Source organism: Qipengyuania sp. NPDC077563 (assembly GCF_044901345.1).
Taxonomy (GTDB): Bacteria; Pseudomonadota; Alphaproteobacteria; order Sphingomonadales; family Sphingomonadaceae; genus Qipengyuania; species Qipengyuania aestuarii.
In genome coordinates, this window is sequence record NZ_JBJDPC010000003.1 from 551,590 (window position 1) to 578,444 (window position 26,855).

Sequence of the window (26,855 nt, forward strand, 5' to 3'; positions counted from 1 at the left end):
CCCCTCGTTCAATCGACGAATGTTCAACGGCGTCCGCGGAACTGCTGCAGATATTCGTTGTCAGGCGACAGAATTATGCTGCTGGCCGCATCGCCGTTTTCGGAAGCGAAGGTCGCATCATAGCTCTGCATGGCGCGGTAGAAGTCATAGAAATTAGCGTCCTTGCCGAAGCTTTCCGCATAGATGCGAGCGGCTTCCGCATCGGCCTCAGCGCGAATGATCCGCGCATCACGCGAGCCTTGCGCCCGGATCGTCCTTGCCTCACGTTCGCGATCCGATTCCATCCGGCTGAAAGCGGACTGGAGGGGGGCATCTGGCAGATCGGTGCGGGTGATCTGAACGTCGACGACTTCGGCACCGTACTGGCGTGCCTGCCGGTCGAGATTGGCGCGCGCATTCTGCAGCGCGGAGCCCCGTTCGGCGGTTAGCATGGCCTGAAACGTTCGGCGGCCGAGTTCCTGACGCAGAACCGAATTCAGGATCGGCTCAAGCGCGGAACGCACGCCATCGGTAGTCCCGGCACGCTCCACCATACGAACCGGATCGATGATGCGGAAACGTGCATAGGCATCCACCAGGAGCCGCTGCTGGTCATTCGACAGCACCTCTTCATTGGTCATCTCGAGATCGAGCAGTCGGCGTTCGATCCTTACCACGCGGTCGAGAAACGGCACGCGGAGATAGGGCCCCGGACCTTTTTGACCGTCTGGCGTGTTCACGATGCCTTGCGGTTCACCGGTCCGTACGATGACGACCTGTTCTTCTTCGGGCACGATATAGAGGCTCATCATGAGCCCGATCAGGACGAGTCCGGCCACGATGATCGTGAGGCGGTGGTCTTCCCAGATACGCTGCATCTTACTGGCCTCCCGGTGCGGTTACAGTGGTTTCGGGCTGTTGCTGAGCCCGGCGCCGGATTTCCGGTAGCGGGAGGTAGGGTGTGACACCCTGGGCCTCGACGATGGTCTTGTCGGTCTTGCTGAGCACACGTTCCATGGTCTCGTAATAAAGACGCTGACGGGTCACTTCGGGCGCGAGGCGATACTGCTCGTAAACCTTGTCGAAGGCTTCGGCCTCACCCTGCGCCTGCGCCAGCACCTGCTGGGCATAACCCTGCGCCTGATTGCGCGCTGCGTCCGCATTCTGTTCGGCAACCTGCACATCGCGGAAAGCATCGACCACCTGGCTCGGCGGATCGGCTTTTTCGATTTCGACACCGAGCACCCTTATGCCCGCCTGATAACGGTCAAGCGTCGCCTGCATGCGTTCGCGCACGTCCAGTTCGATCGCGGCGCGTCCCTGACCCGAGAAGGTCTCGTCCAGTTGCTTTTCGGCGACTGCCGCGCGCATTGCCGCTTCGGCAACTTCGTTGACGGTCTCTTCCGGGTCGACAACGCGGAATTTGAATTGCTGGAGATCCTGGATGTTCCAGCGTACAATGTAGCTCAGATCGACGAGATTCTGGTCGCCGGTCAGGATCAGCTTGGCCTGATTGTCATTTCCCGGAATGCGGATCGGGCGGACCCCTTCCACATTCTCGACATCCACAGTCTCAAGCGGAAAAGGGAGCGTAAACTGAAGCCCGGAATCGAGCGTGCGGCTGTAATCGCCGAGACGTTTGACGACTGCTTTTTCCTGAGGATCGATCAGATGCGCGCTGGTAGCGAGCAGGACGACGCCGACGATTGCGACGATCGCGACCGGGAACCAGCTTTTGCCACCGGGACGTTGCGGAATGCGGAAGCCGGGGCCCCCAGGCCCGCCGCCACCGCCCTTGCGGCGCGGACCTTCGGGCCCGCGATTCTTGAAGATATCTTCGATATTGGGACCGCGGCGCCCTTCGCCGCTTCCACCAGAGCCCGATGGCAACCAGGGATTACGGGGACCTTCGCCCTTACCCTTGTCACCCTTGGGTGTTTCACCGTCACCGGAACCGGAGGAATCATCGCTCCCCCCACCCCACGGATTGTTGCCAGCCATTGCTAGGCGGATCCTCTGTCCAAGCCCGTCCAAAATTCTCATAACTGTCTTATAGGCAGCCTTTGCCGGAAAAACAGGGGTTGCGGCGCGCTTTTCGATGCTACAGCAGCGCCAGCCATGAGCCGAACCGATTTTTCCGCCGATCTTCCTCCCGAATTAGCCTCTCTTGTCACCGGATCCGTCCTCAACGAGGGCAGGGCGACGCTTGTCGTCGATGCCGGCAGCCTGGACGAGGCGGGGCGCGCCCAGGCGGAGGCTGCAATAAAGGAGGCCGTGGGGCGGCGCTCAGACGTCAGCGATGTGCGCGTCGTGATGACGGCGGAGCGCAAGGGCCCGGTGATCATCGCGGTCGGATCGGGCAAGGGCGGGGTCGGCAAGTCGACGCTGACAGCCAATCTTGCCATTGCGCTTGCACGCAAGGGCGTGAAGGTGGGGTTGGTCGATGCCGATATCTATGGCCCGTCGCAGCCGGTTATTTTCGGGACGCAGGGGGAAAAACCCGAGGCGCGGGACAACAAGCCGATCCCGATCGATGGCAAATACGGTGTGCCGCACCTTTCGATGGGACACCTCGTTGCGCCGGGCAAGGCACTGGCATGGCGCGGACCCATGGCCGGAAGTGCGCTCGGCCAGCTGATCGAGGCCCATTGGAGCAAAGATACCGAAGTCCTGCTGATCGATTTGCCGCCTGGAACCGGCGATGTGCAGCTGACTATGGTGCAGAAGTTCAAACCGGCGGGTGCCGTGCTCGTTTCGACCCCGCAGGATCTGGCGTTGATCGATGCGGCGCGGGCGGGCCAGTTGTTCGACAGTGCCGGGGTGCCGGTAATCGGTCTGGTCGAAAACATGTCGGGCTATGCTTGCCCCTCCTGCGGCGAGGTTTCCAATCCCTTCGGCGCCGGGCAGGTGGAAGCAGCTGCAGAGCGCCTTGATCTGCCGTTTCTAGGACGCATCCCGCTCGATATCGAAATCCGTCAGGGAAGCGATCATGGCAAGCCGCCCGCAGCCCTCGACCATCCCATTGCCGAACCCTTCCTGGCGATAGCCGAGAGTTTGCAAGCGTGGCTCGCAGAAAGAAACTGAGCGGCCTTTCCGTTTCACGCCGCAAACTGCTCGTCGGAGCGGCGGCTGGCGGAGGGCTTTTGATCGCGTGGAATCTTTGGCCGCGCAAATATGCCAGTCCGCTGGTCGCCCGGCCTGGCGACGAAACTTTCGCCGGTTGGCTGGTTATCGGCCGGGACGGGATTGTCACCATCGCCCAGCCCCAGCTCGAGATGGGGCAGGGGATCGGCACCGTTCTTGCGCAGATTGCCGCAGTCGAACTGGGAGCGGACTGGCGTCAGGTTGGAATTGAACCGGTCCCGCCATCGGGCATGTTCGCCAATCTCCCGCTCGCCGGGAAATGGTCTTACCTGCTGGACGGCTGGCTACCCGATAACGACTGGTCAACTGGCCGCTTCGCGCGCAGCAATGCGTTCACGGCCACTGCCGCCGGGACCAGCCTTGCCGCATATGAACTGCCGCTTCGCGAGGCCGCTGCAAGCGCGCGAGACATGCTGACGCGAGCTGCAGCAGATCGGTGGGATGTGGAGCCCGAGCAATGCCAGGTTGCCCAAGGCTTCGTCATCTATGGAGAGCAGCGTGTCGCCTTCGGCGATCTTGTGGAGGACGCGGTGCGCTACGATCCGCCCGATCCCGCACCGCTCCGGCCCATGCCCGCATTCGAACAGCCGATACCCGGTGAAGCGGAGGCGCAGGGAATGTATCCGCGCCTCGACCTGCCGTCCAAGGTCGATGGCAGCCATTTGTTTGCAGGCGATGTCCGGCTGCCCGGCATGGTCTATGCATCCATACGCCACGGCCCGGCGGGTTTGCCCGAACTCCTGCGGTTCAGCGAACGAAAGGCCGCGGGAATGTCCGGTCTGGTTGCCGTGGTGCGGTCGAAGCGCTGGCTCGCCGCGGTGGCGGAAAGCTGGTGGATTGCCGATCGGGCGCTGGCGAAGATGCGGCCGCAATTCACCGGACCGGGAGCGCTGGAGCAGGACCGGCTCGAAGCGCAGCTCGAAGAAGCGGCAAATAGCTCCGCTCAGCTTGCCGAGCGCATCGAGACCATGGGCGATCTCGATGGCCTGCTGGGCGACACGGCGATTGTGCGGCGCTTCGACATTGCTCCTGCATCGCATGCTCCGCTGGAAACGGCCTCGGCAACCGCGCGGCTGGCCGGAGGACGGCTGGAATTGTGGATGGCGGCGCAGGCACCCGAAGCGGCTCGCGATGCCGCGGCGCAGGCTGTGGGGCTGACGAATTCGGATGTGGTACTTTACCCCATGCCTGCCGGCGGCAGCTTCGATGCCCGCCTGGAAAAGCAGCACGCTATCGAAGTGGCGCAGATCGCCGCCGAGGTGGGGAGGCCGGTCCAGTTGACATGGTCGCGCGCGCAGGATTTCCAAGCGGTTCCTCCGCGAGCGCCGGTTTCGGGCGAGATCGCCGCGGCAATCGGTGCAGAGGGGCAGCCGGTCGCATGGCGGGCGCGGATAGTGTCGCCTTCATGGATGCGCGAAGCGGGGCATCGTCTGTTTCGAAATCATGTCCCCGAAGCGGCGCAGAGGCAAAGTGCGGGTCTAGCAGACCCTCTCGTCGTGGAAGGCGCGGTTCCGCCCTACAATATCCCGCATGTCGCGGTAGAGCATGTCCCGGCGACGATATCCCTGCCGACCGGCCGCATGCGCGGCGGGGCTCAGGGCTATACCTGTTTTTTCACAGAGTGCGTGGTCGACGAACTTGCCCGGGCGGCTGGGCGCGATCCCTTCCTTTACCGTATGGCCATGCTGGGCACCGCCCCGCGGCTGGCGGAAGCCTTGCGCAGGGCGACGCGGCTTGGTGAATGGGATGGCGCGCAGCCCGGTTCCGGTGAAGGAGTTGCCGTAGCACGCATGCGGCTCGGCGAGGATGCAGCCGGACACATCGCCTGCGTCGCGCATCTCATGCGGGGCGAAGGCGGGATTAAGGTGCGTCAGCTGAGCGCGGTGGTCGATATCGGTCGCATCGTGAATCTCGATATAGCCCGCCAGCAGGTCGAAGGGGGATTGCTCTACGGTATGGGACTGGCGCTTGGGCGACCGCTTGGTTTCGAGAGCGGCCACCCTGTCCCGCGCACTTTCGGTGGGATGGGATTGCCCGGTTTGGCCGACACTCCCGACATGCGGATCGACTTCGTTGAAAGCGATGCAGAGCCCTTCGATCCCGGTGAACTGGGCGTCGTCGTGGCGGCTCCCGCTATTGCCAATGCATTGTTCGCCTTGACGGGCGAGCGTTCTTACCGTCTCCCCCTCGTTCCATGACCTGGCAAAAACAGAATCTTCCAGCCGACCATCCCCCCGTTCGCTCGGGCGGCGTTGGTGTTCTCGTCGTCAATCTTGGAACACCGGATGCGCCTGAGGCCGGGCCGGTAAAGCGCTATCTTGCGGAATTCCTGTCCGACCGGCGAGTGGTCGAGATCCCGCCCATCGCCTGGCAACCGATTTTGCGCGGCATCATTCTCAATACCCGGCCGAAAAAGAGCGCCCATGCCTATGCGCAGGTGTGGACCGAGGAAGGCTCCCCGCTGGCCGTCATTACCCGGCAGCAGGCCGAAGCGATGCAGGCGCGGCTGGGAGAGGGCGTCACGGTGGACTGGGCGATGCGGTACGGTACGCCCTCCATCCCGGAACGGCTACAAGCCCTGATGGACGCTGGCTGCGAACGCATTCTCCTCGCTCCGCTCTATCCGCAATATTCCGGAGCCACGACGGCGACGGTTGTGGACAAGGCTGCGGACAAGCTGCGGGAAATGCGTTGGCAACCAAGCCTGCGGACCCTGCCGCCCTATCACGACGATCCCGCCTATATCGACGCGCTGGCTGCGGACCTCACTCGCCAGCTTGATGGCCTGGAATTCGTGCCGGAAGTGCTGCTGCTGAGCTTTCACGGCATGCCCGAGCGGACCTTGCACCTTGGCGACCCCTATCATTGTCATTGCCAGAAAACCTCCCGGCTCCTGCAGGACAAGCTTGCGGAACGCGTTATGCGGATTCGCACGACGTTCCAGTCGCGCTTCGGGCGCGCCAAATGGCTCGAACCGGCAACCGATACGGTGATTGCTGAGGAAGCGGGCATGGGAACCAAGCGCATGGCAATCGCCGCGCCCGGTTTTTCGGCCGACTGCCTGGAAACGCTGGAAGAGCTTGCGATGCAGGGTCGGGACCAGTTTTTCGAGGCGGGCGGCGAGCAGTTCGCTGCGCTGTCCTGCCTGAATACATCGGAGGCTGGCGTGGCCATGCTTGAAACATTGCTGCGGCGCGAGCTTGCCGGGTGGATATAGATTGCTAATTGCCACTTAATCTCGGCTGAGGCATAACCGGCCGCATGGCCACACTTGCAGCACACAATCCGATCCCGGCTCACTGGTCCGAAGGCAATCCGACCGAAGAAGAGCTTGCGCACATACCCGGTGAAGGCGGCTGGCCCGTGGTGGGCAACACCTTCAAGATGCTCAAAGACCCGCACGCCTTTGCGCAGCACATGGTCGAAACGTACGGCCGAGTATACAAAAGCAAGGCGTTCGGGGGCTGGAACATCGCGCTGATCGGCGCCGACGCCAACGAGCTTGTCCTGTTCGACCGAGAGAAGAACTTTTCTTCGGAGCAGGGCTGGGGTCCGATTCTCGACCAATTGTTCCCGCGCGGCCTCATGCTGCTGGATTTCGACCACCACCGGGCCGACCGCCGGGCGCTGTCGATCGCGTTCAAGCCCGGCCCGATGCGCCATTATTCGGGCAGCCTCAACCGCGGGATCGCGCACAAGGTGGAGGAATGGGGCGCCGGGCGGATGGAGTTCTATCCTGCCATCAAGACGCTGACGCTCGATCTGGCGGCGGATAGCTTCATCGGTATCGAGTGGGGGCCGGAAGCCGACAGGATCAACACCGCATTCATCGACATGGTCCAGGCCTCGGTAGCGCCGGTCAGAAGGCCGCTACCCTTCACCCAGATGAAGCGCGGGACCGATGGCCGCGCATTCCTGGTCGATTTTTTCACACAGGAAACCCACCGTCGCCGCGCCGAGGGCGGGGGGCAAGACATGTTCAGCCAGTTCGCGACCGCCGAATATGAGGATGGCAGTCTGATGCCGGTCGACGAGGTGGTCGATCACATGAACTTCCTGATGATGGCGGCGCATGACACCATCACCAGCTCGGCCACGTCGCTGATCTGGCAATTGGCCAAGAACCCCGACTGGCAGGAGAAGCTGCGCCAGGAAATCGAAAGCGTCACCGGCGGCCTCGGCCCGGACGGCCGGGCGCGCGACCTCGCCTATGAAGACATGGGCCGGCTGGAGCTGGTCGAGATGGCCTTCAAGGAAGCGTTGCGGATCATGCCGCCCGTTCCTTCGACCCCGCGCCGCGCGCTGCGGGAATTCGAATTCGGCGGCTATCGCATTCCCGCCGGATCGCATGTCGGCATCAATGCCAATTACGTGCACCATGAAGAAGAGCACTGGTCCGACCCTTATGGCTTCGATCCGAACCATTTCACCAGCGAGGCGGTAAAGGCGCGCCACAAATATGCCTGGGTGCCGTTCGGCGGCGGGGCGCACATGTGCCTGGGGCTGCACTTTGCCTATATGCAGATCAAGATCCTGATGGCCCAGCTGCTCCCGCGCTACCGCATCGCGCTGGATCAGGAGCCCGACTGGCAGGCCTGGCCCATTCCCAAGCCAAAGGACGGGCTCAAGATCACACTCGAGCGGATCTAGAAATCGATCGCGATCCCGTCCTTCACCCAGTCGCCATAGCGGGTGGGGCTGAGATCCTCGTCGACTTCGCCTTTCTCCGGCTTGGGCGGCGGTTCGCTCGTCCAGTGATCGGGCTTCTTGAAAGTCTCGGGCCGCTTGTCTGCGCGTTTGGTCATATAATGAAGATGCGCGGACTGGCGCATGGTTTCAAGTAGGCGTAGGGCGCGGACCAATGGCACAGCCTTCCGGAATTCACGCGCGCCGCGCCGCGCTTCGTCTGCTCGATGCCGTCCTTCGGCGGGGCGACACCATGGACCTTGCCTTCGCCGCGGCGACGAAAGACGTGCGCAAGTTCGAAGACCGGGCGCTGGCCCGGGCCATCGCCAGCGAAGTTCTGCGCTGGCTGGTCGACCTCGACGCGCAGATCGACAGTGCGACGAAGACGGTCCTGCCGTCCGATGCGAAGGCCCGGATGGTCCTGCGCATGATGCTGGCGCAGTGGCTCCGCCTCGACACGCCGCCGCACGCCATCATCGCGACCTGTCTGCCGCTACTGGCCGGTGGACCGCGGCGGCTGGCACATGGCGTTTTCTCCACGCTGACGAAGCAGGAGGCCGCGCTGCCTGCTGCGCCCACTCTGCCCGAAACGGTAGCGGAGCGCTGGGGCGAACGGGCGCCAGCCATCGCGGGCGGCCTGGCCGTTCCGCCGCCGCTCGATCTCACGCTCAAGGATCCGGAGCAGACCGAGATATGGAAGGCGAAACTGGCTGCGGATAGCCTGATGCCCGGGCACCTGCGCCTTGCCCGCGGCGAGAATGTCGAGAAATTGCCCGGTTTCTCCGACGGGGCCTGGTGGGTCCAGGACCTTGCCGCGTCGCTGCCGGCCCATCTGCTGGGTGCGGGAGAGGGGCGGCACGTCCTCGACCTGTGCGCCGCGCCCGGGGGCAAGACCCTCCAGCTGGCCGCGCAGGGGTGGAAGGTCACCGCGCTTGATGTCTCGAAACGGCGGCTCGCCCTGCTGAAGGAAAATCTGGGGCGGACAGGTCTGAAAGCCAGCGTGGTTCGCGCGGATGCGTTGGAATGGGAGCCCAAGCACCAGTTCGATGCCATCCTGCTCGACGCGCCGTGTACGGCGACAGGCACGGCGCGGCGCCATCCCGACGTGCTGCACCGAATCGGTCAGCGCCAGATCGAGGAGATGGCGCAGCTCCAATCCGCGCTTATCAGCCGCGCGGCCGAATGGCTCAAGCCCGGCGGCACCCTCGTCTATGCGACCTGTTCGCTCGAGCGCGAAGAAGGCGAGGATCAGGCTTTGCCGGGTAGCCTCCGCCTCCTGCCCATCGATGCAGGAAACCTTCCGGCAGATCTTGCGCCGTCGGAAGATGGCACGCTTCGGACAGATCCGGGCATGCTCGCCGAAACAGGCGGGCTCGATGGCTTCTTCATTTCGACCAGCCAGAAAGCCGACTGAATTGGGCGATCCGCCCATGGCGGCGGATCGGTTTGTCGCAGGGGCGGCGCGAACTGCCCCCGGCATTGCCTTATTCTTGCCATTGTTCATTTTCGAGCAAGGCCGGCGCCAGCACCCAACCCTCCCTCGGGCGCACCCGCACCCGAGCTTCTCGGGCGTTAAGCTTGATGAGTAGAGGTATTCTAACCCGTGAACGGCACCTGCGACACGGGTTCATGAGCCGTCGCCGCGTCTGCGCGTGGCGGCCCTAGACGGAGGAATTTGAATGACTGGACTGACAAAAACCGCAGCTCTTCCCCTGCTGCTTTCGGCTGCCGCGCTACCCATGGCGGCCCCTGCGCTGGCGCAGGATGGTTCCGATATCGATGTGTACGGATCGGCCCTGACCGAAGGTCCGGAAATCGAAGGCATCATCACGGCCCGGAGCGGTGAAACCATCCAGGTCACGACCGAAGACGGCCAGACCGCGACTGTCATCGTCGACGACGGGACCGAAGTAAAAGCCACGGGTGGATTTCTGGGCCTGGGCAGCAAGGCACTGCGTACGAACCAGTTGCTGAACGGAATTCCGGTCGAGGTGGAAACCCTGCAGTTCGATGGCGGACTGGTTGCCAAGCAGATCAAGCTCAAGGGCAGCGATCTCGAAACAGCTGCCATGATCCGCGGCGCCACCCAGCAGCAGTTCGCCGAACATCGCGCCGATATCGATGCCAATGCCGCAGCTGCCGAGGCGCTGCGCGGCCGCATGGCGAATATCGACCAGTATAATGTGAAGGGCGTCACCAACGTCTATTTCGACAGCGGCAAATGGAATATTTCGCCCGAAGGTCGTCAGGAAATCTGCGCCATTGCCACCGATGCCGAAGCGATGGACAACGCTTTGCTGCTTGTCGTCGGCTATACCGATTCCGACGGCAGCCAGGATTATAACCAGGTGCTCAGTGAACGCCGCGCAGGCCGCGTCGTCAATTTCCTCCAGCAGGAATGCGGCTGGAAACCCTGGCGCATGCTCACCCCGACCGGCATGGCCGAAGCGGACCCTGCGGCAGACAATACGACCGCCTATGGCAAGGCGCAGAACCGCCGTGTCTCGGTCAACATCCTCGTCAGCAAGGCAACCGAGGAAGGCTGAGGTCAGCCACATCCGGCTAAAAAGAAGGGGCGGACTGCGATGTCCGCCCCTTTCTCTTATTCGGCATCTTCCTTGAGATATTGCTGGAAGCTCTTGCGCAGCTTCATCAGCTTGGGCGGAATGACCGCCAGGCAATAGGGGTTACGCTGCCCTTCGCCTTCCCAATATTCCTGATGATAATCTTCAGCAGGATACCATTCGCCGCTTTCGATGGTCGTCACGGCTGTCTGGCCGGGATGCTCGTCATTCCAGCGTGCGATCGCCGCATCAGCCGCCTCTTTCTGATCATCGGCCGGGAAGATGGCGCTGCGATATTGCGTGCCCACGTCATTGCCCTGCCGATTCAGCTGGGTCGGATCGTGCGTTCCCATGAACACATCGAGGATCTGCTCAAGGCTGATGCGATCGCTGTCATAGGTCACGCGCACGCCTTCGGCATGGCCGGTCGTCCCGCTGCATACCTCCTTATAGGTCGGATCGGGCTTTTCCCCGCCGATATAGCCGCTCTCGACCTCGGTTACGCCGATCACGTCCTTCATCACCGCCTCGGTGCACCAGAAGCACCCGCCGGCCACGATAACCTGTTCCTGAGCCATTCGTATCTCCTTCGCTCGAAGATGTAGGAAGACTGGTCGCGCTTGTCATCGGCTGCGGCAGGGGGCAGGAAGACAGCATTCGTTTCAGATGGGGAGAATTTCTATGCGCCTACTGCTTGCCGGGGCCGCCGCCCTTGCTTTAGCCGCTCCTGCGGTTGCCGATCATCACAGCGACGGGCCGATGGCCGAACGCCACAGCCGGCATCAGGCGCTGATGGCCGCGCTGGCTCAGGAGAACCGCGCCGAGGATCGCGCGCGCGATCAGTATCGCCATCCGTTCGAGACCCTGGAATTCTTCGGCGTCGAACCGGGCATGACCGTGATCGATTACATGCCGGCAGGCGGCTGGTACACGCGGGTGCTGGTGCCTTATCTGGGCACCGATGGCCGTTATATCGGCGTGACTCCCGATCCTTCCGCTGCCGATGCGAGCAGGTTCGGTGAATATTTCGGCAAGCTTCCGGGGCAGTTTTCCGAAAGCTATCCGCAGTGGGGCCTCACCGGTGCGCCGGTTGCGATTCATGGCTCGCAGGATCTGACCGAGGCCATGAACGGCAGCGCGGACCGCGTGCTGATTTTCCGCGAGATGCACAATCTCCTGCGGTCCGGGGCGCTTTACACGGAGCTCACGCGGCTCCGCAGCCTGCTCAAGGATGACGGCATGCTGGGCATCGTCCAGCACCGCGCCAATGCCGATGCACCAGGCGACTACACACTGGGCGGGAACGGCTATCTGAGGCAGGAAGATGTGATTGCGCTGGTAGAGGCACATGGTTTCGATCTCGTCGGCATGAGTGAAATCAACGCGAACCCGCGCGATCCGGCCAATCACGAAGGCGGCGTCTGGCAGATGCCTCCCAGCTGGGGCGGCAAGAAGGAAGAGCTGAAGGATCTGGGCGAAAGCGATCGGATGACGCTGCTCTTCCGCAAACGCATGTAAGCGGCAATCCGGCTGTCAGCAGCCGTTCAGTCTGCAAATGAGAAACCCCTGATGTAATATTGTGTCATCAGGGGTTTCTCATGCGTAATGTCTTTTTTCTTTCCGCCGCCACGCTTGCGCTGGCGGCGTGCGGCGACCGGGCCGACGAGGTTCGCGGCGTCGATCATTCGGAAACCTTGCTGTCAGTAAGCGCAAGCGGCCAGGCCGAAAGCAAGCCAGACCGCGCGCAGTTCAACGCGGGGATCGAGACATTCTCGCGCAGCGCCACCGAGGCAAGCGAGGCGAATGCCGAAAAGATCGCCGAGATCGTTGCTGCCCTGCGCGAACTCGGGGTCGAGGAAGACGATATCCAGACGCAGAATGTCTCCGTCCGGCGGGTCGAATGGGGCGATCGCAAGGGGCAGTACCAGGCTTCGAACGTCTTCCAGGTCACGATGGACAACCCCGATCGGGCTGGCGCCGCGGTGAGCGCGGTTACCGAAGCGGGCGCCAATGTCCTGTCCGGCCCCAGCCTGACCATGAGTGATCCCGAGACGGTCGCCAATCTCGCTTATGCCGATGCCTACAAGGCCGCCCGCATCCGGGCGCAGGCCTATGCCAAGGCTGCCGACATGGAGATCGGCCGCGTGCTCTACATCCGCGATGCAGGCGGCCAGCAGGGCCAGCAATGGCTGCGCGGTGCGCAGGCGATGAACGATGCGATGGTCGAAAGCGCTGCGGCTGCGCCTCCGCCCGTTGCGCCGCCACCGCCGCCGCTGGTGCGCACCGCTCCCCGCCCCGAAGAGGGATCGCCCGGCATGATGGTCGGCACCACGCGCAGCCAGGTCTATATCCAGGTGGACTTCGCGCTGCGGGAGAAATAACGCTCTGCCGCATGAGAGAGCTGACCATATCCGTCCTGCAACTGCCGCTCGCCCTTCCGGACGAGGCGGACAATATCGCCGCCGTTTCGCAACTGGTGGAAGAAGCCGCCGGGAAGGGCGCGCAGGTCATCCTGCCGCCCGAACTCTTCGCGGGCGAGTATTTCTGCCGCGACGAGGAGGAGGATCTGTTCTCCCGCGCGCGCCCCACGGCGGAGCATCCCAGCGTGGTGGCGATGCAGGAACTGGCGAAGAAGCTCGGCGTCGCCATTCCGACCAGCTTCTTCGAGCGCGACGGCCACCACTATTACAACACGCTGGCGATGGTCGGGCCGGACGGCGAGATCATGGGCACTTACCGCAAGAGCCACATTCCCGACGGGCCGGGCTATGAGGAAAAATACTATTTCCGGCCCGGCAACGACGGCTTCAAGGTGTGGGACCTGTTCGGCGCGCGGATCGGCGTGGGAGTATGCTGGGACCAGTGGTATCCCGAATGCGCCCGCGTCATGGCGCTGAAAGGGGCGGAAGTGCTCTTCTATCCCACCGCCATCGGGTCCGAACCCTATGACGCGGAACTCGACACCAGCCGCATGTGGCGCCGGGCGATGATCGGCCATGCTGTGTCGAACTGCATGCCGGTCTGCGCCGCCAACCGCATCGGCCACGAAGGGCCCGCCGACCGCCCGCAGAGCTTCTACGGGCACAGCTTCATTTCCGACGAATGGGGCGATCTGATCGAGGAATTCGGCGCCGACGAAAGCGGCGTGCTGGTCGCGACGCTCGATCTCGACCGCGCGGCCAAGCACCGGGCGGGAATGGGCTTCTTCCGCGATCGCCGCCCGCAGCTTTACGGCCGGATCGCCGAGGATATCTGATGCCTCGCCCGGCACGCCGCGACGCGTGATGGCCGACGCGCGCCACTTTTATCTTGTCGCGCTGGGTTCGAACATGCGCTTTCCCGGCGTGGGCGGACCGGCGCAGGTCCTGCGGGCCGCCATCGGCAGGCTGTCCGGGCCCGAGTGCAAAATCGCCGCGGTCTCCGGCATCATCGCCAGCCGGCCCATCGGCCCCTCGATCAGGCGCTATGCCAATGCGGCGGCGGTGATCGAGACCGGGCTGCCCCCACCGGCGCTGCTGGATGTCCTGCAGGAGGTCGAGCGCGAGTTTGGACGCCGCCGCCGCGGAGGAAGGTGGCGCGCGCGTCCGCTCGATCTCGATATCGTCCTGTGGAGCGGCGGCGTCTGGGTATCGGCAGACCTCACTATCCCCCACCCGCTGTTTCGCGAGCGGGCTTTCGTTATCGAACCCGCCGCCGAAATCGCCCCCCACTGGCGCGATCCGGTAACGGCGCTCACGCTGCGGCAACTCGCCGCGCGCATCCGTAAACCCCGACCCGCACCGCGCGCCTGACCCGCACGGCAAGCACCGCAGCAAGGCCCCGAACGGGCCGGTCTGCGAAAAGCTGGACAAACCATGCTTGACCAGCCGGAGCCACCTGCTTAGGGAGCCGCCCGTGGTCGGGCCGTTAGCTCAGTCGGTAGAGCAACTGACTTTTAATCAGTAGGTCGCTGGTTCGAACCCAGCACGGCTCACCACCTTTTCTGCCAATTTTATTGGCTCTCCGACTAGTCGCCTCTCCTTGTGTCCGTCTGGTGTCCGTCTGCCGCCAGACTTATGGAAGGTAAACATCATCCCGGTCAGCTTTGATGCAAAGAGTAGTCCACGCATCAGCAAACTCGCTCCTGGCAACTTCATCTTCGAGAAACACGACTTTCTCGCCAGACCCAATGAAGCGTTGGAACCCCATATAGCCGCCGAAACTGTTCTTCGCGTTCACCTGCCCACAAACGGCGGGCGACGGGCCGCCTGAATAAAACCGCACATCCTTGAAGTCCGCGCTGTCGGGGTCCTTCAATCTGCTTTCCACCCCGTTCCTCGTGCGCGTTACCCACATGATCTGCGTGCTGCGATCTGTAAGATCATCCTCTTCATTCTCTGCCTGCTTTTTGGCAGCAGTTGGTTGAGATGCACCGAGGTCATCCGGGGTGTCTGGTGAACAGAACGCCATGAGCAAGACAATGGCAACAATAGCAGCGGCACAGCCGATCTTGGAGTTGCGTGCAACCTTCTGCTCGGCTTCGTTTCTTGGCCCATCGGTCGGACCGCCGCCGCGAATACGATGACCGCAGAAGCGGCAGACATTTGCATCCTTCTTGATCGTCTCTGCGCATTCCGGACACTTGCGTTCGTCTGCATTCATAAAGTTCTGACCCCCGGTAAGTAGATGATAGTCTACCCTAAGAGATCGGCCCGATCCCGGAAAGAACTTTGTAGACGATAGTCGGGTGCGCCCAGTTTCGGGTTATGGTCCATCGTCTACGATGCGACTTCGCGACAACCTTGCCAAGAATATCTGGCTGCTTAGGCGGGAGCGCGAGATGTCGCAGGATGATTTCGCTGCGTTGATCGGTATTCACCGAACATACCTGAACCATATCGAGCACGCGAAGCGCGCACCGACCATCGACGTAATCGAACGCATTATGATCGCACTGGATGTGCCGGTTACTGCGCTGCTCGCCGAGCCTTCGAAAGAGCAGTAAGCGCACCCAGCCAGTCGGGCACGGCCGCAAGCCATATCGCATCCAGACGATCCAGTTGCTCGGGCAGGAGCATCCTCGCCCAGTTATCGGGCGAAAGCTGATCTACGAAGGCCTGCCAGCGATCAGGGTTGCCGAACCTTCGATGAAGACGGACATGGCACGATCTGCATACTGGCATGAGCGCGAAAGGCCGCTGGTAAAGTTCCTGATGGCCTTGTTCGGCTGGCCGGGCCTCGCAGATCGAACAGGTCTGGTTGCGAGGAAGCCAACCTAGCCGCCAAGCGATCTGGTTCTTCTGCCACGCGTAGATGCGCTCTTCGCCCTTCGCGCCGTTGTAGGGGCCGGGGACCGCGAAGCCCCATCTGGGCAGGGCAAAGCCATCAGAAACCAGAGCCTCGACTTTGCGATCTAGCAGGACGTCGGCGGGGGGCCATTTCATGCAGGACGCCCGGACGAGCATTGCACTTCGGCCAAAAGGTCGCGGACCCGTTGCAACCGGTTGCCAATCTCAAGCGCAATGACGGCGATCCCTTCGGGCGGCTGGTCGCCTGACTGGCCTTCAACCGACACACCATGCATGTCTTCCAACTCCGCTGCGATCCGGGCGAAGACTTCGGCTGGCTCGGTCACGAACGATCTTCCTTCAACAGGCGGTATACGCTCGCTCGGGAGAGATTGAGGCGATTGGCGATCTCCGGAGGGGTAAGGCCCGCCTCTGCCATTTCGCGCATCTCTGGAAGCCTGCGGCGGGCTGTGGGGACCCTGCCCAGGTATTTGCCCGCTGCCTTGGCTCGCTCGATGCCTTCGCGCTGGCGAACTAGCATGAGTTCGCGCTCGAACTGTGCCAGTGCCCCGAACATGGTCAGCATCAGCTTTCCTGTCGGCGACTGTGTGTCCATTTCCGAGCCACCGAAATCGAGGACACGAAGACCAACTTTTTTAGCTTCAAGCCTTGCGATGATATAAAGGAGGTCACTAGTGGATCGTGCTAGGCGATCCAGTCGAACAATGACCAAAGCATCGCCCTCTCGCACGAAATCGAGCGCGAGTTCGAGTTGCGCTCGTTCCGCAACGGATGAAACCTGTTCGGAGAAGACCTTGCTACAGCCTGAAGCAGTTAAGTTTTCGATCTGACTTTCGAGACCTGCGATCTGATCGAATGTTGACGTCCGAGCGTATCCTATGAGCACAGCATCTCCTGATTAATCACAAGGTTATCCTAGGGGAGTGTGCTCCGTGGTCGAGAGTAAAATGGCTCTAAAAGCGTTAGTCAAAAGGCCACCTTGGCATCCTCTGACGCCCAAAAATCTCAAGCGCCAGCGCACGGGTTTCGGCAATCTGGTTCCGTGCTTCTCTCAAGGTGTCCGGCAGACGAGCATTCTGGCTTGATACCGTTTTTCCTGCCGCAGTGCGCGGTCCCGTCGATTGGAGCCAAGGCTTCGTCTTCGCAATGGCGGCCCGCTGCTTAGCCCTACGCTCTGGTGTCCATGCCGATTTGGTGCCCATTCGCGCCTCCTTCTGTTCAGTTCGTTTTTGGGCTTAGCACTGCGAGCCAATCTCGCGTAGGGAGAAACGCATCGCAGGGGGAGCGGATTACAAGATGATCGAGACCGAGATATTGACGGAAAAGCAGCGACCGCTCTCCGCCAAAGTTGAGGTGGGGGACAGTCGGGTTGTTCTACACAGCCGTAGCGGATCTGCGGGTAATAACGAGCGCAATCCCGAATATCGGAAAGCGCTCGAACTTATTCTAAGCCGTCTCCATGAAGAGGGCGCGTATCCGAAGATCTATTTAGACAGTGGGCCAGTCCAGGATCGGCCGCTTAACGAACGTCTGCTTCTTGACACATCTGAGGTTACCGCCTCCGTAGAAGATCAGTTCGACGAGATCGTTCGCCGTTCAAATGCAGGTAGTCGCAGTCGAGGGGCTTACCGCCGACTTCTCATCATAACGCCACGCCAGCCCGCCTATTCGATCATCCCTATTATCCAAGGAACGATCCTCCAGGGCGGTAAGAGTGGTCTCCCGGCAGCGGTTCTTCGACAGGTGCGCAAGGAGCATATTGAAACAGCCATTGACGAACTCGCAGGAAATGATCCGCGCTGGCATTCCTTCGCAGACCCACGAGAATATTGGCTCATCGCTGACAACGGCGACGCACTTCCAGCGAAGGCTGTTTTCGGTGTTGCGCTCAGTGAAGCATTGCGCACTTACACCCATTCATATCTATTTTCTTCCGGGCCGGGAAACACAGCCTTTCGGATTATGAACGACCTCGGCTACAGCATCGAAAAGCGAGGCATCGCCGGGACCGAACGCTTTCCTGCAACTCGCAAGAGAACTCCGCGTGCTGAGTTGGAAAAGGCCCTCGCGGACGTTCCGCCAACAGACGACGAACGAACTTGGACGGAAGGCAACCCACGTATTGCGAAGCATCTTCGCAAAGAGAGGGCGGCTGGTCTCGCGAGACTAAAGAAGAAGCAGTTTATAGCCGAGAATGGTCGGCTATGGTGCGAGCGGTGCAAAAATGACTGGGTCGATTTATTCGGAGCAGCTTTGGCGGAGGGATGCATGGAGGTGCACCACAGCATCCCGATCTCGGAAATGAAGCCTGGGCATGAGACCACCCTGGATCAACTGCAAGTGCTATGCGCCAACTGCCATCGTATCGTGCATCGCGAATTGGCGAGTGGATGACGAGGTATGCCCGGCCGCCTTTTTAAAGGACAGAAAGAAGAAACGCATGATGGCGCTACGGGATAGCTACGGAAACACAGCTTCCACAGGTTACACTATCAACTGGTTCTCGCATTGCACGTCAGTTGGGTGTGACGCTTATCTCGCCAGCCCATTCTTCACTACGACGGAACCAATCGGAATACTGACGAAGCGCGGCTGCAAAGTGAACCTGCTCGTGCGCCTTTGCTCGATCACGCCGCCGCCAATCCTTCGGAAAGCCATCGCCAACCCCCTCGTGCGGATCCGCTATTACACTGACCGAGAGTTCCATGCGAAACTCTACATCGTTGGTGACGTTGCGCTGGTGGGCTCCGCAAATCTGACGGACAGCGGATTGAAAACCAACAGGGAAGTGTCGGTCGTCGTGCGCAGGAACGATGATGGTTTCGATGACCTCGTCTCGCTCTATGAGATGTTCTGGTCAAGCGCCGAAACGTTGACCGCTGACATTCTGTCGCAATACGAACTGGCTTTTCGTCAGATTGGCGACCCCAAGGAAGAAGAGGAGTTCCAGTTCAAGCTGGAACAGTTCGTCCCGGAGGCAGTCGTTCCGAGTGCCAAAGTCGGTAGCGAAAAGGTGAGCAAGGAAAGGGCATTTCTCCAAAAGTATCACAGAAAATACGACGAGGAGATCATCCCGGCGTTCCGGGAGGTAGAAGCGATTTTTGCTGCGTTCGGCAAGCGACGACCTGAGTTTGAGGGCGAAGACCCAGTTATCGAGATCGGGAGGTTTCTCGGTTGGTGCCGTCTGGTTGAAGCCCCAGGAGAAACGTGGAAGGAGACTACTCTCGCCTCGGCAGCGGAACGGCGTCAGCGTGTCCTATCGAGCCTCGATGCATGGACCACCTCAACCGATACACAAGCGGGCGATATGTATGATGCCGAAAAGGAAACTGATCGCATCCACCGGCTCCGTAACGCGATGGCCTCGCCCGAAGCAATCGCTGCTCTTTCCTATGACGATCTGTTCGACGCCTTGATCGGCGTCCATGCGTTCAACGACCGTCTTAGGCATGTCTCCGGCGGGATAACCGGCCTGAAAGCGCAGTTCGCTGAAAACTCTCTACCCCGCATCAAGGTTACGCTGTCGCACCTCCTCTACGGTTCGGGAGTTGCGTTGAACCGTGCATATGACTGCATCAGGAACGAGCAGTGGAAGTTGGCCGGGTTCGGCGAGGCGTGCGTTATGGAACTGCTTGGCTGGCTTGATCCCGACCGCCCCCCGGTCAATGGCCGAACCATAAAGGCACTTCGGTTTTTCGGCTTTGAAGTCCACGAGTGAGAGCCTCGTCCACCTAGGCTCTAGGGCTCAGAAGAAAGTGTCCAAATGGGGCCGGGGCGACCCACATGGGAAGGATGACCTGCTTCTACAGGTGTCTCCCAAGGGGAAGCCGTATTGCGAACACAGATGCGCGCTGGGAAAACATTGCCTTGCCCGTTAATGTTTACGCGTTCATTTGACGCTAGCAGACTAATGACGTGGAGGGGCAATGACAATTGAGGCGGGCAAGACCAAAGCGGTCGCCAATCCAACCAAAGCATTTTTCGTGCGAATGATTACGAGGGACATCACTCTCGAAGACTGCATTCTCGACTTGATCGACAACAGCGTCGACGGCGCATGGAGGACCGCCGGAAGCAAGCCTATGGGTTTGGACGAGACCATTGACCTGTCCCCGTTCTCGATCAAGATCGTTGGAACACCTGATTGTTTCTCTATCAGGGACAACTGCGGAGGGATGACACTAGACGACGCAGTTGAGCATGCCTTCAGCTTCGGTCGACCGGCAACCGATACAGGCGATGCCTATAGCATCGGGGTTTATGGGATCGGCATGAAGCGAGCAGTTTTCAAGCTAGGGCGCGACATATCCGTGCGCAGCACGTTCCTTGATGATGACGACACCCGTCTATCATTCAAAGTTCCCATCGATGTCGACAGTTGGTTGAGCGACGATAGTCCCCCTTGGGACTTCGACATCGTGGAGGCCGACGATCTAGAAGAAAACGGCGTCGAGATCGTAGTCGAGGAACTGACTTCGGGTTCCAAAACGTCGTTTGACAGCCCCGCCTTCATACAGAACCTTCGGCGTACGATCGCTCGCGATTATTCGCTGCACCTTGATCGTGGCCTGTCCATTGACCTCAATGGAGAACAAATTACCGGTTGGGAGATCGAATTACGCGAAGGTGACGGCTTTGCCCCGATGCGGATCGAATACGAGGACGAAGTCGAAGGTGAGATCGTAAAGGTCGAGTTGATAGGCGGAATGGCGGCTCCTCCCCCGGATAGCGGTGACCCGGATGTCGAAGATGAAGGTGAACGGCGCTTCGGCTGGTATGTCGTCTGCAACGGGCGGATCGTCCTCGCAGCGGACAAGACCTCGATCTCCGGTTGGGGAAGCGACGGTTGGCCTCAGTGGCACAGACAATATTCGGGTTTCATCGGCATGATAATCTTTACGGCCGAGGATGCTGGTGCTCTTCCGATGACAACTACAAAGCGCAGTGTGGACACTTCGTCCGAAGTCTATCGACGCGCGCGTCCCAAGATGCGCGAGGTCACACGTGCTTGGATCAATTATACCAACTCAAGAAAGCAGTCCCTCGAACAAGCGAAGGCGGTGGAAGCCGCTGCAAAGCCTGTGAAATTGAGATCCTTGGCCAAGCGGGAGACCGTAACTTTGCCCCGCTACGCGGCGAAGCCCGTGGAAAGAGTAGGCAACATAGGATACTCGGTCCCCGTCACTCGGATAAAGAAGCTGGCGCGTGCGATGGGCAAAGCGACGCTCTCTTACCGTGAAGTCGGCCTGCAATCGTTCGAGTATGCCTATGACGATCTCGTAGGAGACGAATGATGCCCTCCTTCAACACGATCAATTACAGTCTTAGGCCGAGTAAGAGCATTCAAAGGCAGATCGTATTTGAGGGCATCCGCCGTCTGCAGGGTCATCTCGATTACGAAGACATGATTTACGTGGGCTTCGGGTCCGTTTGGTTCACCGACTTCCTCCTCGCACACAAAGTTCTCGGCGTTCGTGAAATGTTTTCCATCGAGGCCGATCCAATCGGCTTTCGTCGGGCGACCTTCAACGCGCCTTTTTCTACCGTGACCGTGAAGGAGGGATTGTCCGGCAACATCCTTCCCGAATTGTTAGCCGATAACGCCCTGCGATCAAGGCCTTGGCTCATTTGGCTCGATTACGATTACGAATTGAACGAAGACATTCGCGAGGACATCCGGCTCGTTATCGAGCGCGCGCCCGCTAACAGCATTTTCCTTTGCACGTTCAATGCCTTGGAAATGAAGTACGGCAAGGCCACAGATAGACCCGAGAGGCTGCGAGAAATTTTGGGTGCGGTCCTACCAGACAATCTACCCAAAGCAGACTTTAAGAAGGAGAGGCTCCAGAGCACGCTCGCCGATTACTCGTTAGATTATATGCAGTCCGTTGCCGCCGAACTCTCCCGCCCGGGCGGCTTTATCCCGGCATTTCGGGTCCTCTATCAGGATGGAGCGCAAATGGTCACGGTCGGAGGGCTCTTGCCGACGAAGGGTGCAGCAACTGTGGCTCGCGACATCGTGCAAAGAGACGATTGGGATTGCAAACCCGCAGATCCAGTTCATGCTCCGCATCTAACGATGAAGGAAGCCGCCGTTCTGCAAGCCCAACTGCCAAGCGATGCCGCTCTTTCGCGAGACGACATTCAGGCCCTCGGGTTCGATTTGCACGAAGATGAGTTGAGGGCCTTTCAGACCCACTATCGACAGTATCCAGCCTTCGCTCAAATCTTGGCTTAGGCTTCACTCAAGTCCGAAAATATCCATAAGTTGAGCGCGGAGCGGGCCATCAATCTTTGTTTCACACTCCCAGATGGTTTCTACCAACCAGCCTCGATCTCGAAGTTCCAGGCTAACCCTTTCATCACGACTGACATTTGCCGCAAACTTCTCCAGCCAGAAATCGCGCCTCGATTTAGGGGTCGTCGCCTTAGGACAATTTTTGTGCCGATGCCAAAAGCAACCGTGGACGAAGATGGCTGTCTTGTGTTTCGGAAAAACAAGGTCCGGCTTACCAGGTAGGTCTTTCCGATGAAGCCTGAACCGTAATCCCAGCGAATGAGCGGCTTTCCGAACCCGCAATTCCGGTGAGGTGTCCTTGCTTTTGACGCGAGACATCAACCATGATCGGCGTTCTTTGGTTACATGATCAACCAGCTACTACTCCGCCGCCTCTGTATAATGCTCATTCACATTAAGTTTTAAGGTTTGAGCAACCGTCTTCAAAACGACATCGCCAACGATTGGCGAGACACTATTCCCGATCATTCGGAAGCTATGCCATGTGGTCGGATGAAAAACATGGTCGTCCGGAAAACCCTGTAGTCGTGCCGCCTCTCTTGCTGTTATCACCCTGTTGTCTACGGGGTGGATAGGCCGCACGGATTGATACGACCCCCTGTCTGAGCCGGTGCCCGCCCGCAGGGTCGGACACTGCCCATCCCATTTCAACCGATGGTGTCTGCCTACCTTGTCTGTCTTGCCGGGAAGCACTTCAGAAAATCTGCGAATGACCTTGTCTGAATGATCGGTTATCCTGTGCCCCGTAAATCGTCCGTCTATTGATCGTAAAGAGCGGGCATATTCGGAGGGTGCACCCCGTCGTTTGATACGCCAATGATCGAAGCCGTCATCTTTATCTCCTAGACGCTCAGCTCCATGCAAATCTGCGATTGCTTGATGGACAGTAGCGGCAGGCCTTTTCCATTGCTCCAACATTTCACCTTCGAACGTGGTTTGAAAGTCTCGGTGCAAGCCGATAACGAAAACTCGGCGTCGGGATGTTGCGGCTCCGAAATCAGCAGCGTTCAAGATAAGGGGCTCGCAAATATTGTAAGCCGCCGCCGTTTTCTGCATCGCCTGCGCCAAAACGTCGCGCGAGTGCGCGCTCGTCAATCCAAGGACGTTTTCCATCACGAAGAATGAGGGCTCGATCTCTGCGACTAAGCGAAAGAAATGGCCAAGCAGTAGGCGGCGTGGGTCCGAGACTTCGCGTCGCCCAATGCTGCTAAATCCCTGACATGGCGGGCCCCCGATAAGCCCAGTTATCTCGCCGCTGACATCTCCCGCTATTTCAGCGCCTTGCAAGTTGCTCACATCACGATGTCGCAAAAGAGTGTTTGGGAAGTTGCGCTCGAAGGACGATGTCAATGTCTCGTCGAGGTCGTATGCGGCAGAAATTTCAAATCCGGCCGAATGAGCGCCCCGCGAGAACCCGCCCGCTCCACAAAACAATTCGACCAATTTCATCGCATCGGGTGCCCTCACTCTAATGCGATCGCTATCTAACCAGGTTTGGTGCAGAAAGCACTACCCATTGAAGAAAACCAACATCAGTAAGCTACATTAGAGGTCAGCCTTTTCCGCGTTCCGCTTGCTCAAAGTCTGCGACGCGTCGCAATACGCGTGGGAAGCAGGCGATCTTCCGTCTCTTCGTCGCATCTCCTCGCCGAGAATAAGTGTCACCCAGTTGTTTATCTTGCCTTGGGTCAGCGCACCATATGAGGTGTGTAACCATCGCAGAGTTTCAGCACAGCTTGCCTCCTGATCTTGGATGCGCGCTAGGAGCCTTTTCCAAGAGGCAGGAGACAAGTCGACTTCCACCTCGTTGCCTCGGCAGTATAGCGAGTAACCAAGATGATCGAAACCATATCGCACCTTCCGCACCTCTGACCTCACTTCAAATGGCCCCGCTCGGTGGCCGGAGAAATACCTGACCAAAGACCTCGCTGCATTTTGGGCTTGCTCCTCCGTCGGCGCTACCAGGATGACGTTGTCACAGTAAACGAATGCGCTTATACATTCGTCCAAGTGATCCGGCAGATCATCTAGAAGCACCGAAAAAAGAGCATTCGACACGGGCGATCCTTCCAAGAGACCGCTCGGAGCCATTTCAAGTTCACCATGCATGAGATTTAACTCGTCCCATGGACATGCTCCCACATACCCACGCGAGAAGCGAAGGAACCGATAGTCGATAGCCCTACGGATCAGTGCTTCTGGTAGATATGGAAGTTCATAGATTGTATCGACATTGACGCTTGGGAACGCCCGCACCACATCTGCGACAACGACAAAAGCGTCGTCATTCTCTACAGCATTTACGATTTGGCGGATTTGATGATCTCGGCCCCTTTCACGCCAGTCGCCGATGTGAGCACGCGGATGATGTTGAGCGACGATTAGGTCTTTCGCCATTCGATGCCACATGGCGATCTGAGCGGGTAAGACGCATATCTTCCTGTGACCGGTGGTGGCGCGGGCTTTAAGATACCAATCGATGGGTGGCTCTGGCCGATACCTCCGGTAAGAATATGGAACGATAGGGTCTGTTTGCGCCTTTGCCCATTCGGACATCGCATACTTTGCCGAGACCTTCTCACTGCGTATCCTGAACATTGTTGAGGCTTGAACAGCCCAAGACCCAAGATATCGCTCAATCTCTCTATTGAGCAGCGACCGCGCTATCTGGGAATTGCCAGCTTCGCTCCGTCGACTGATTGTAGAAATGAGTTTCCGAGCGAACCGCCTTTGTTGCTGCAATGAAATCACAATCAGCCGTTCTCTAACGACAGCAGCCAATGCTCAATCGCTGAGCGTCGATAGAAAATGCTTCGCCCCACTTTTATGCGTGGTGGCCCCTTCCTTAGTCTAGCCCAGCGGCTCAACGTACGAATGGATACAGCCAAGTGTCGCGCCGCATCTTCGCAAGTGATCAGGTCGTCTCGGAAATCATGGGTCATTTGCTTCTCCAGTGTTGGACCGGAGTTAAGAGAACCTATCGAAGCAAAATATGCCGACATTCGGCCAATAATGGTCACATGAAACTATTCGTCGCCATTCTCGGCTCGCCAGAAATCTTTGAGAGGGTCGGTCGGCATACCGAACTCACGCCCATACTCTTCCATGAGAACGCGATGGATGCGGTGCGTCGTCTCATAGCCTTCCAATCCCAAATAGCTGTGACGACGATCTTCTTTCTGTTCCCTGTCCCATGCCCTGCGGTAAGGCCTGACCTCGCTATCTTCGTCTAGTGGACCGCTTACTCTTCCTGTGGCTTTAAGAATGGCCGCACGGAGCGACATGCGACAGTTTTTGCGCGTATCTCGTTCATGATTGGCTAGAGCGCGTATCGTATCATCAAGAACCTGTCCTATCCTGTCTTCGTCGACAGAATATGCCTTACTTTCAGTTCGTTCGCATTCAGCTAGACAGGCTTGCATAGCCCATTTCGGCGGCTTCGTTGGGGAGGAACCAATGGCAAGCGCAACATACCGATAATCACCTGTGCGCTCGAAAAGCTGCTGAGCATTCTCAATATGCGAATGACCTGATCTGCGTGTCTTATTGCTCATCCTGTCGCATCCGTCTCCCTGCTATACTGGTCGCATTCCGAAGCACTTCGTCGTTCAGATGTGAATAGCGCAACGTGGTTGATACCTGTGTGTGCCCCAAAAGACGACCAATCGTTGTCAGAGGCACATTCTCGGACGCGAGCCAAGAAGCATAGGAATGCCGCAGGTCGTGAATTCGGAAATCTGTTATGTCGGCATCACGCAGAATGGCTGCAAAGGCCTTTTTCACTGACTTGATGTGTGAAGCATTGATGCCCGGAAATATGAACTCACTTCGGCGGTTTTCTTGTGCACGCTTCAATACTTCAACAGCCTCCAATGCCAGCGGGACGCTATGAATTTTTTTGGTTTTTGTGTGGGCGCTAGGTTTCGTCCAGACCGCTTTTCTTAAATCAACCTCGACCCATTTCGCGCGGAAAGTCTCGCCGCTTCGGGCACCAGTCAACATCAGGAACTCTATTGCTAAGGTGGAACTGGTCTGCGGTCGTTTGCGAAGAGCGCGGAGAAAACGGCGCAGTTCGCATTCCGACAAAAACCGGACGCGTCTCTCTTCGGGGTTTCGATCAATCCCTTTGACTGGGTTATGCGATACTAGTCCCCAATGGATGGATTTGGTGAACATGTGCTGGATGCTCGCGAGCATCCGGTTCGATTGGGTGGGTGTGGCTTCGCTCACCGTCGCATGAAGGCTCTCAATGTCTTGCGCCAGAACTCTCGTGATCTGCATCTTGCCTAGTGTGGGGGTAACCAAACGATCCCAGATAGAGGTCACGTCTTTCACCGTCTTTGGAGCACGCTTGGATAGCACCTCACGTTGATAGCGCTGCCATACTTCATCGACAGTTTTCTCGTTTCGTGCTGCGCGTTTGTCCTCAAGTGGATCAATTCCGACATCGACCTGCCGTCGTAGTTGTTTCGCCTTCTCTCGAGCCGCAGCTACTGACCAAGCGGGCGGCGATCCGATGGTCAGCCTCCGCTGCACCCCGTTGCATACATAGTTAAAGACAAACGAGATGAACCCGCTGCCGGTGATGCGAACGGCGAAACCCACGATGACCTCGTCCCTAACAATCTTTTGCTTGCCGTCAGGGGACGGAGTGAGTTCGCGCACTACCTTGTCTGTGATTTTTGTTCTTGCCATGTCCGTCTCGTGTCCGTCTCATTCGCGCCGTGGGTGACTTTGGGTGCCCCTGAATGTCTCGGAGAGTCGTTGAGCGGTATGACGAGAAACGAGCCATTATCGGCACATTCCCGTTAGAAGCAGTGGATGCAGCGATTTATTTCGAGCATGTGCACGCCAAGTTTCATGTTGGGCGGCTTACTTTTAATCAGTAGGTCGCTG

At 59.3% G+C, this 26,855-nt stretch carries 29 protein-coding genes and 1 tRNA gene; 16 read left to right on the forward strand and 14 right to left on the reverse strand.

What is annotated here, in order from left to right; all coding sequences use genetic code 11:
- Nucleotides 1-23 precede the first annotated feature (23 nt).
- Nucleotides 24-857: a protease modulator HflC gene (gene hflC / locus ACI2I1_RS13845; RefSeq protein WP_221543519.1), complete on the reverse strand. Its 834-nt coding sequence runs from the start codon at nt 855-857 to the stop codon at nt 24-26.
- A 1-nt stretch (nt 858) separates the two neighbouring features.
- Nucleotides 859-1,980 (reverse strand): protease modulator HflK, encoded by a 1,122-nt coding sequence (hflK, locus tag ACI2I1_RS13850; RefSeq protein WP_404679567.1) that lies wholly within the window; start codon nt 1,978-1,980, stop codon nt 859-861.
- 117 nt (nt 1,981-2,097) lie between these two features.
- On the opposite strand from hflK, the gene ACI2I1_RS13855 reads away from it, so the two are divergent.
- Genes ACI2I1_RS13855 through ACI2I1_RS13870 form a run of 4 tightly spaced genes read left to right on the forward strand, consistent with a single transcriptional unit; the run spans nt 2,098 to nt 7,773 of the window.
- Nucleotides 2,098-3,063 carry an Mrp/NBP35 family ATP-binding protein gene (locus ACI2I1_RS13855; protein WP_404679568.1) on the forward strand — a complete coding sequence of 322 codons (966 nt, stop codon included), beginning with the start codon at nt 2,098-2,100 and terminating at the stop codon, nt 3,061-3,063.
- Nucleotides 3,042-5,321, forward strand: coding sequence for a molybdopterin cofactor-binding domain-containing protein (locus ACI2I1_RS13860; protein WP_404679569.1), 2,280 nt, complete (start codon nt 3,042-3,044; stop codon nt 5,319-5,321). The genes ACI2I1_RS13855 and ACI2I1_RS13860 overlap by 22 nt, the downstream gene beginning before the upstream one ends.
- Complete coding sequence (hemH, locus tag ACI2I1_RS13865; RefSeq protein ID WP_404679570.1) at nt 5,318-6,340, forward strand: ferrochelatase; 1,023 nt, start codon at nt 5,318-5,320, stop codon at nt 6,338-6,340. The genes ACI2I1_RS13860 and hemH overlap by 4 nt, the downstream gene beginning before the upstream one ends.
- 44 nt (nt 6,341-6,384) lie before the next feature.
- A complete protein-coding gene (locus ACI2I1_RS13870) occupies nt 6,385-7,773 on the forward strand; it encodes a cytochrome P450 (protein ID WP_404679571.1) in 1,389 nt (462 codons plus the stop codon).
- Here ACI2I1_RS13870 and ACI2I1_RS13875 read toward each other — a convergent pair.
- Nucleotides 7,770-7,928: a DUF1674 domain-containing protein gene (locus ACI2I1_RS13875; protein ID WP_221543514.1), complete on the reverse strand. Its 159-nt coding sequence runs from the start codon at nt 7,926-7,928 to the stop codon at nt 7,770-7,772. The two genes, ACI2I1_RS13870 and ACI2I1_RS13875, sit on opposite strands and share 4 nt — an antisense overlap.
- A gap of 56 nt (nt 7,929-7,984) precedes the next feature.
- On the opposite strand from ACI2I1_RS13875, the gene ACI2I1_RS13880 reads away from it, so the two are divergent.
- Together ACI2I1_RS13880 and ACI2I1_RS13885 are read left to right on the forward strand one after the other, a co-directional pair.
- Nucleotides 7,985-9,223, forward strand: a complete 1,239-nt coding sequence (locus tag ACI2I1_RS13880) for an RsmB/NOP family class I SAM-dependent RNA methyltransferase (protein ID WP_404679572.1) — start codon at nt 7,985-7,987, stop codon at nt 9,221-9,223.
- Between the two features lie 265 nt (nt 9,224-9,488).
- Nucleotides 9,489-10,355 carry an OmpA family protein gene (locus ACI2I1_RS13885; RefSeq protein WP_221543512.1) on the forward strand — a complete coding sequence of 289 codons (867 nt, stop codon included), beginning with the start codon at nt 9,489-9,491 and terminating at the stop codon, nt 10,353-10,355.
- A gap of 56 nt (nt 10,356-10,411) precedes the next feature.
- Here ACI2I1_RS13885 and msrA read toward each other — a convergent pair whose 3' ends face one another.
- On the reverse strand, nt 10,412-10,951 hold the full coding sequence (msrA, locus tag ACI2I1_RS13890) for a peptide-methionine (S)-S-oxide reductase MsrA (protein WP_221543511.1): 540 nt from the start codon (nt 10,949-10,951) through the stop codon (nt 10,412-10,414).
- Between the two features lie 103 nt (nt 10,952-11,054).
- Between msrA and ACI2I1_RS13895 the strand changes: the two genes are divergently transcribed.
- The 5 genes from ACI2I1_RS13895 (at nt 11,055) to ACI2I1_RS13915 (ending at nt 14,349) form a co-directional block, all read left to right on the forward strand.
- Complete coding sequence (locus ACI2I1_RS13895; protein WP_404679573.1) at nt 11,055-11,891, forward strand: class I SAM-dependent methyltransferase; 837 nt, start codon at nt 11,055-11,057, stop codon at nt 11,889-11,891.
- An 80-nt stretch (nt 11,892-11,971) separates the two neighbouring features.
- Nucleotides 11,972-12,754 carry an SIMPL domain-containing protein gene (locus ACI2I1_RS13900; RefSeq protein WP_404679574.1) on the forward strand — a complete coding sequence of 261 codons (783 nt, stop codon included), beginning with the start codon at nt 11,972-11,974 and terminating at the stop codon, nt 12,752-12,754.
- Between the two features lie 11 nt (nt 12,755-12,765).
- Nucleotides 12,766-13,629 carry an N-carbamoylputrescine amidase gene (gene aguB / locus ACI2I1_RS13905; protein ID WP_404679575.1) on the forward strand — a complete coding sequence of 288 codons (864 nt, stop codon included), beginning with the start codon at nt 12,766-12,768 and terminating at the stop codon, nt 13,627-13,629.
- 28 nt (nt 13,630-13,657) lie between these two features.
- Nucleotides 13,658-14,164, forward strand: a complete 507-nt coding sequence (gene folK / locus ACI2I1_RS13910) for a 2-amino-4-hydroxy-6-hydroxymethyldihydropteridine diphosphokinase (protein ID WP_404679576.1) — start codon at nt 13,658-13,660, stop codon at nt 14,162-14,164.
- Between the two features lie 109 nt (nt 14,165-14,273).
- Nucleotides 14,274-14,349, forward strand: a tRNA-Lys gene (locus tag ACI2I1_RS13915).
- A 77-nt stretch (nt 14,350-14,426) separates the two neighbouring features.
- Here ACI2I1_RS13915 and ACI2I1_RS13920 read toward each other — a convergent pair.
- Nucleotides 14,427-15,014 carry a zinc ribbon domain-containing protein gene (locus ACI2I1_RS13920; RefSeq protein WP_404679577.1) on the reverse strand — a complete coding sequence of 196 codons (588 nt, stop codon included), beginning with the start codon at nt 15,012-15,014 and terminating at the stop codon, nt 14,427-14,429.
- Between the two features lie 121 nt (nt 15,015-15,135).
- Here ACI2I1_RS13920 and ACI2I1_RS13925 point away from each other — a divergent pair, with 121 nt between their 5' ends.
- Nucleotides 15,136-15,357 carry a helix-turn-helix domain-containing protein gene (locus tag ACI2I1_RS13925; RefSeq protein ID WP_404679578.1) on the forward strand — a complete coding sequence of 74 codons (222 nt, stop codon included), beginning with the start codon at nt 15,136-15,138 and terminating at the stop codon, nt 15,355-15,357.
- Here the strand turns inward: ACI2I1_RS13925 and ACI2I1_RS13930 are convergent.
- From ACI2I1_RS13930 to ACI2I1_RS13940, 3 genes are read right to left on the reverse strand one after another with little or no spacing between them, the layout of a single operon-like run.
- Complete coding sequence (locus ACI2I1_RS13930; protein WP_404679579.1) at nt 15,320-15,796, reverse strand: hypothetical protein; 477 nt, start codon at nt 15,794-15,796, stop codon at nt 15,320-15,322. The two genes, ACI2I1_RS13925 and ACI2I1_RS13930, sit on opposite strands and share 38 nt — an antisense overlap.
- Nucleotides 15,793-15,987 (reverse strand): hypothetical protein, encoded by a 195-nt coding sequence (locus ACI2I1_RS13935; protein ID WP_404679580.1) that lies wholly within the window; start codon nt 15,985-15,987, stop codon nt 15,793-15,795. Before ACI2I1_RS13935 ends, ACI2I1_RS13930 begins: the two co-directional genes overlap by 4 nt.
- Nucleotides 15,984-16,547, reverse strand: coding sequence for a recombinase family protein (locus ACI2I1_RS13940; protein ID WP_404679581.1), 564 nt, complete (start codon nt 16,545-16,547; stop codon nt 15,984-15,986). Before ACI2I1_RS13940 ends, ACI2I1_RS13935 begins: the two co-directional genes overlap by 4 nt.
- A 410-nt stretch (nt 16,548-16,957) precedes the next feature.
- Here ACI2I1_RS13940 and ACI2I1_RS13945 point away from each other — a divergent pair, with 410 nt between their 5' ends.
- The 4 genes from ACI2I1_RS13945 to ACI2I1_RS13960 all read left to right on the forward strand — a co-directional run bounded on the left by ACI2I1_RS13945 (nt 16,958) and on the right by ACI2I1_RS13960 (nt 21,899).
- Nucleotides 16,958-18,055 (forward strand): HNH endonuclease, encoded by a 1,098-nt coding sequence (locus ACI2I1_RS13945; RefSeq protein WP_404679582.1) that lies wholly within the window; start codon nt 16,958-16,960, stop codon nt 18,053-18,055.
- Nucleotides 18,048-19,379 carry a phospholipase D family protein gene (locus tag ACI2I1_RS13950; protein ID WP_404679583.1) on the forward strand — a complete coding sequence of 444 codons (1,332 nt, stop codon included), beginning with the start codon at nt 18,048-18,050 and terminating at the stop codon, nt 19,377-19,379. Before ACI2I1_RS13945 ends, ACI2I1_RS13950 begins: the two co-directional genes overlap by 8 nt.
- A 208-nt stretch (nt 19,380-19,587) precedes the next feature.
- On the forward strand, nt 19,588-20,955 hold the full coding sequence (locus ACI2I1_RS13955) for an ATP-binding protein (RefSeq protein ID WP_404679584.1): 1,368 nt from the start codon (nt 19,588-19,590) through the stop codon (nt 20,953-20,955).
- A complete protein-coding gene (locus tag ACI2I1_RS13960; RefSeq protein ID WP_404679585.1) occupies nt 20,952-21,899 on the forward strand; it encodes an O-methyltransferase in 948 nt (315 codons plus the stop codon). The genes ACI2I1_RS13955 and ACI2I1_RS13960 overlap by 4 nt, the downstream gene beginning before the upstream one ends.
- 3 nt (nt 21,900-21,902) lie before the next feature.
- Here the strand turns inward: ACI2I1_RS13960 and ACI2I1_RS13965 are convergent, their stop codons facing one another.
- From ACI2I1_RS13965 to ACI2I1_RS13990, 6 genes are all read right to left on the reverse strand, one after another.
- Entirely contained in the window at nt 21,903-22,316 is a 414-nt protein-coding gene (locus ACI2I1_RS13965) for a very short patch repair endonuclease (protein WP_404679668.1), read from the reverse strand.
- Nucleotides 22,317-22,319: 3 nt separating this feature from the next.
- On the reverse strand, nt 22,320-23,408 hold the full coding sequence (locus tag ACI2I1_RS13970) for a DNA cytosine methyltransferase (RefSeq protein WP_404679586.1): 1,089 nt from the start codon (nt 23,406-23,408) through the stop codon (nt 22,320-22,322).
- A 96-nt stretch (nt 23,409-23,504) separates the two neighbouring features.
- On the reverse strand, nt 23,505-24,356 hold the full coding sequence (locus ACI2I1_RS13975; protein ID WP_404679587.1) for a hypothetical protein: 852 nt from the start codon (nt 24,354-24,356) through the stop codon (nt 23,505-23,507).
- A gap of 356 nt (nt 24,357-24,712) precedes the next feature.
- On the reverse strand, nt 24,713-24,961 hold the full coding sequence (locus ACI2I1_RS13980) for a helix-turn-helix transcriptional regulator (protein WP_404679588.1): 249 nt from the start codon (nt 24,959-24,961) through the stop codon (nt 24,713-24,715).
- A 24-nt stretch (nt 24,962-24,985) separates the two neighbouring features.
- Complete coding sequence (locus tag ACI2I1_RS13985) at nt 24,986-25,513, reverse strand: hypothetical protein (RefSeq protein WP_404679589.1); 528 nt, start codon at nt 25,511-25,513, stop codon at nt 24,986-24,988.
- On the reverse strand, nt 25,503-26,654 hold the full coding sequence (locus tag ACI2I1_RS13990) for a tyrosine-type recombinase/integrase (RefSeq protein ID WP_404679590.1): 1,152 nt from the start codon (nt 26,652-26,654) through the stop codon (nt 25,503-25,505). The genes ACI2I1_RS13985 and ACI2I1_RS13990 overlap by 11 nt, the downstream gene beginning before the upstream one ends.
- Nucleotides 26,655-26,855 lie beyond the last annotated feature (201 nt).

Bases quoted from the DNA above. Each gene is read 5' to 3' on its own strand.
- ACI2I1_RS13920 (WP_404679577.1), bottom strand. From the start codon at position 15,014: ATGAATGCAGACGAACGCAAGTGTCCGGAATGCGCAGAGACGATCAAG.
- ACI2I1_RS13985 (WP_404679589.1), bottom strand. From the start codon at position 25,513: ATGAGCAATAAGACACGCAGATCAGGTCATTCGCATATTGAGAATGCT.
- ACI2I1_RS13895 (WP_404679573.1), top strand. From the start codon at position 11,055: ATGCGCCTACTGCTTGCCGGGGCCGCCGCCCTTGCTTTAGCCGCTCCT.
- hflK (WP_404679567.1), bottom strand. From the start codon at position 1,980: ATGGCTGGCAACAATCCGTGGGGTGGGGGGAGCGATGATTCCTCCGGT.
- ACI2I1_RS13925 (WP_404679578.1), top strand. From the start codon at position 15,136: ATGCGACTTCGCGACAACCTTGCCAAGAATATCTGGCTGCTTAGGCGG.
- ACI2I1_RS13900 (WP_404679574.1), top strand. From the start codon at position 11,972: ATGCGTAATGTCTTTTTTCTTTCCGCCGCCACGCTTGCGCTGGCGGCG.
- ACI2I1_RS13885 (WP_221543512.1), top strand. From the start codon at position 9,489: ATGACTGGACTGACAAAAACCGCAGCTCTTCCCCTGCTGCTTTCGGCT.
- aguB (WP_404679575.1), top strand. From the start codon at position 12,766: ATGAGAGAGCTGACCATATCCGTCCTGCAACTGCCGCTCGCCCTTCCG.
- ACI2I1_RS13975 (WP_404679587.1), bottom strand. From the start codon at position 24,356: ATGGCGAAAGACCTAATCGTCGCTCAACATCATCCGCGTGCTCACATC.
- ACI2I1_RS13990 (WP_404679590.1), bottom strand. From the start codon at position 26,654: ATGGCAAGAACAAAAATCACAGACAAGGTAGTGCGCGAACTCACTCCG.
- ACI2I1_RS13955 (WP_404679584.1), top strand. From the start codon at position 19,588: ATGACAATTGAGGCGGGCAAGACCAAAGCGGTCGCCAATCCAACCAAA.
- folK (WP_404679576.1), top strand. From the start codon at position 13,658: ATGGCCGACGCGCGCCACTTTTATCTTGTCGCGCTGGGTTCGAACATG.
- ACI2I1_RS13945 (WP_404679582.1), top strand. From the start codon at position 16,958: ATGATCGAGACCGAGATATTGACGGAAAAGCAGCGACCGCTCTCCGCC.
- ACI2I1_RS13880 (WP_404679572.1), top strand. From the start codon at position 7,985: ATGGCACAGCCTTCCGGAATTCACGCGCGCCGCGCCGCGCTTCGTCTG.
- ACI2I1_RS13930 (WP_404679579.1), bottom strand. From the start codon at position 15,796: ATGAAATGGCCCCCCGCCGACGTCCTGCTAGATCGCAAAGTCGAGGCT.
- ACI2I1_RS13875 (WP_221543514.1), bottom strand. From the start codon at position 7,928: ATGACCAAACGCGCAGACAAGCGGCCCGAGACTTTCAAGAAGCCCGAT.
- ACI2I1_RS13870 (WP_404679571.1), top strand. From the start codon at position 6,385: ATGGCCACACTTGCAGCACACAATCCGATCCCGGCTCACTGGTCCGAA.
- ACI2I1_RS13980 (WP_404679588.1), bottom strand. From the start codon at position 24,961: ATGTCGGCATATTTTGCTTCGATAGGTTCTCTTAACTCCGGTCCAACA.
- ACI2I1_RS13970 (WP_404679586.1), bottom strand. From the start codon at position 23,408: ATGAAATTGGTCGAATTGTTTTGTGGAGCGGGCGGGTTCTCGCGGGGC.
- ACI2I1_RS13960 (WP_404679585.1), top strand. From the start codon at position 20,952: ATGATGCCCTCCTTCAACACGATCAATTACAGTCTTAGGCCGAGTAAG.
- ACI2I1_RS13855 (WP_404679568.1), top strand. From the start codon at position 2,098: ATGAGCCGAACCGATTTTTCCGCCGATCTTCCTCCCGAATTAGCCTCT.
- hemH (WP_404679570.1), top strand. From the start codon at position 5,318: ATGACCTGGCAAAAACAGAATCTTCCAGCCGACCATCCCCCCGTTCGC.
- msrA (WP_221543511.1), bottom strand. From the start codon at position 10,951: ATGGCTCAGGAACAGGTTATCGTGGCCGGCGGGTGCTTCTGGTGCACC.
- hflC (WP_221543519.1), bottom strand. From the start codon at position 857: ATGCAGCGTATCTGGGAAGACCACCGCCTCACGATCATCGTGGCCGGA.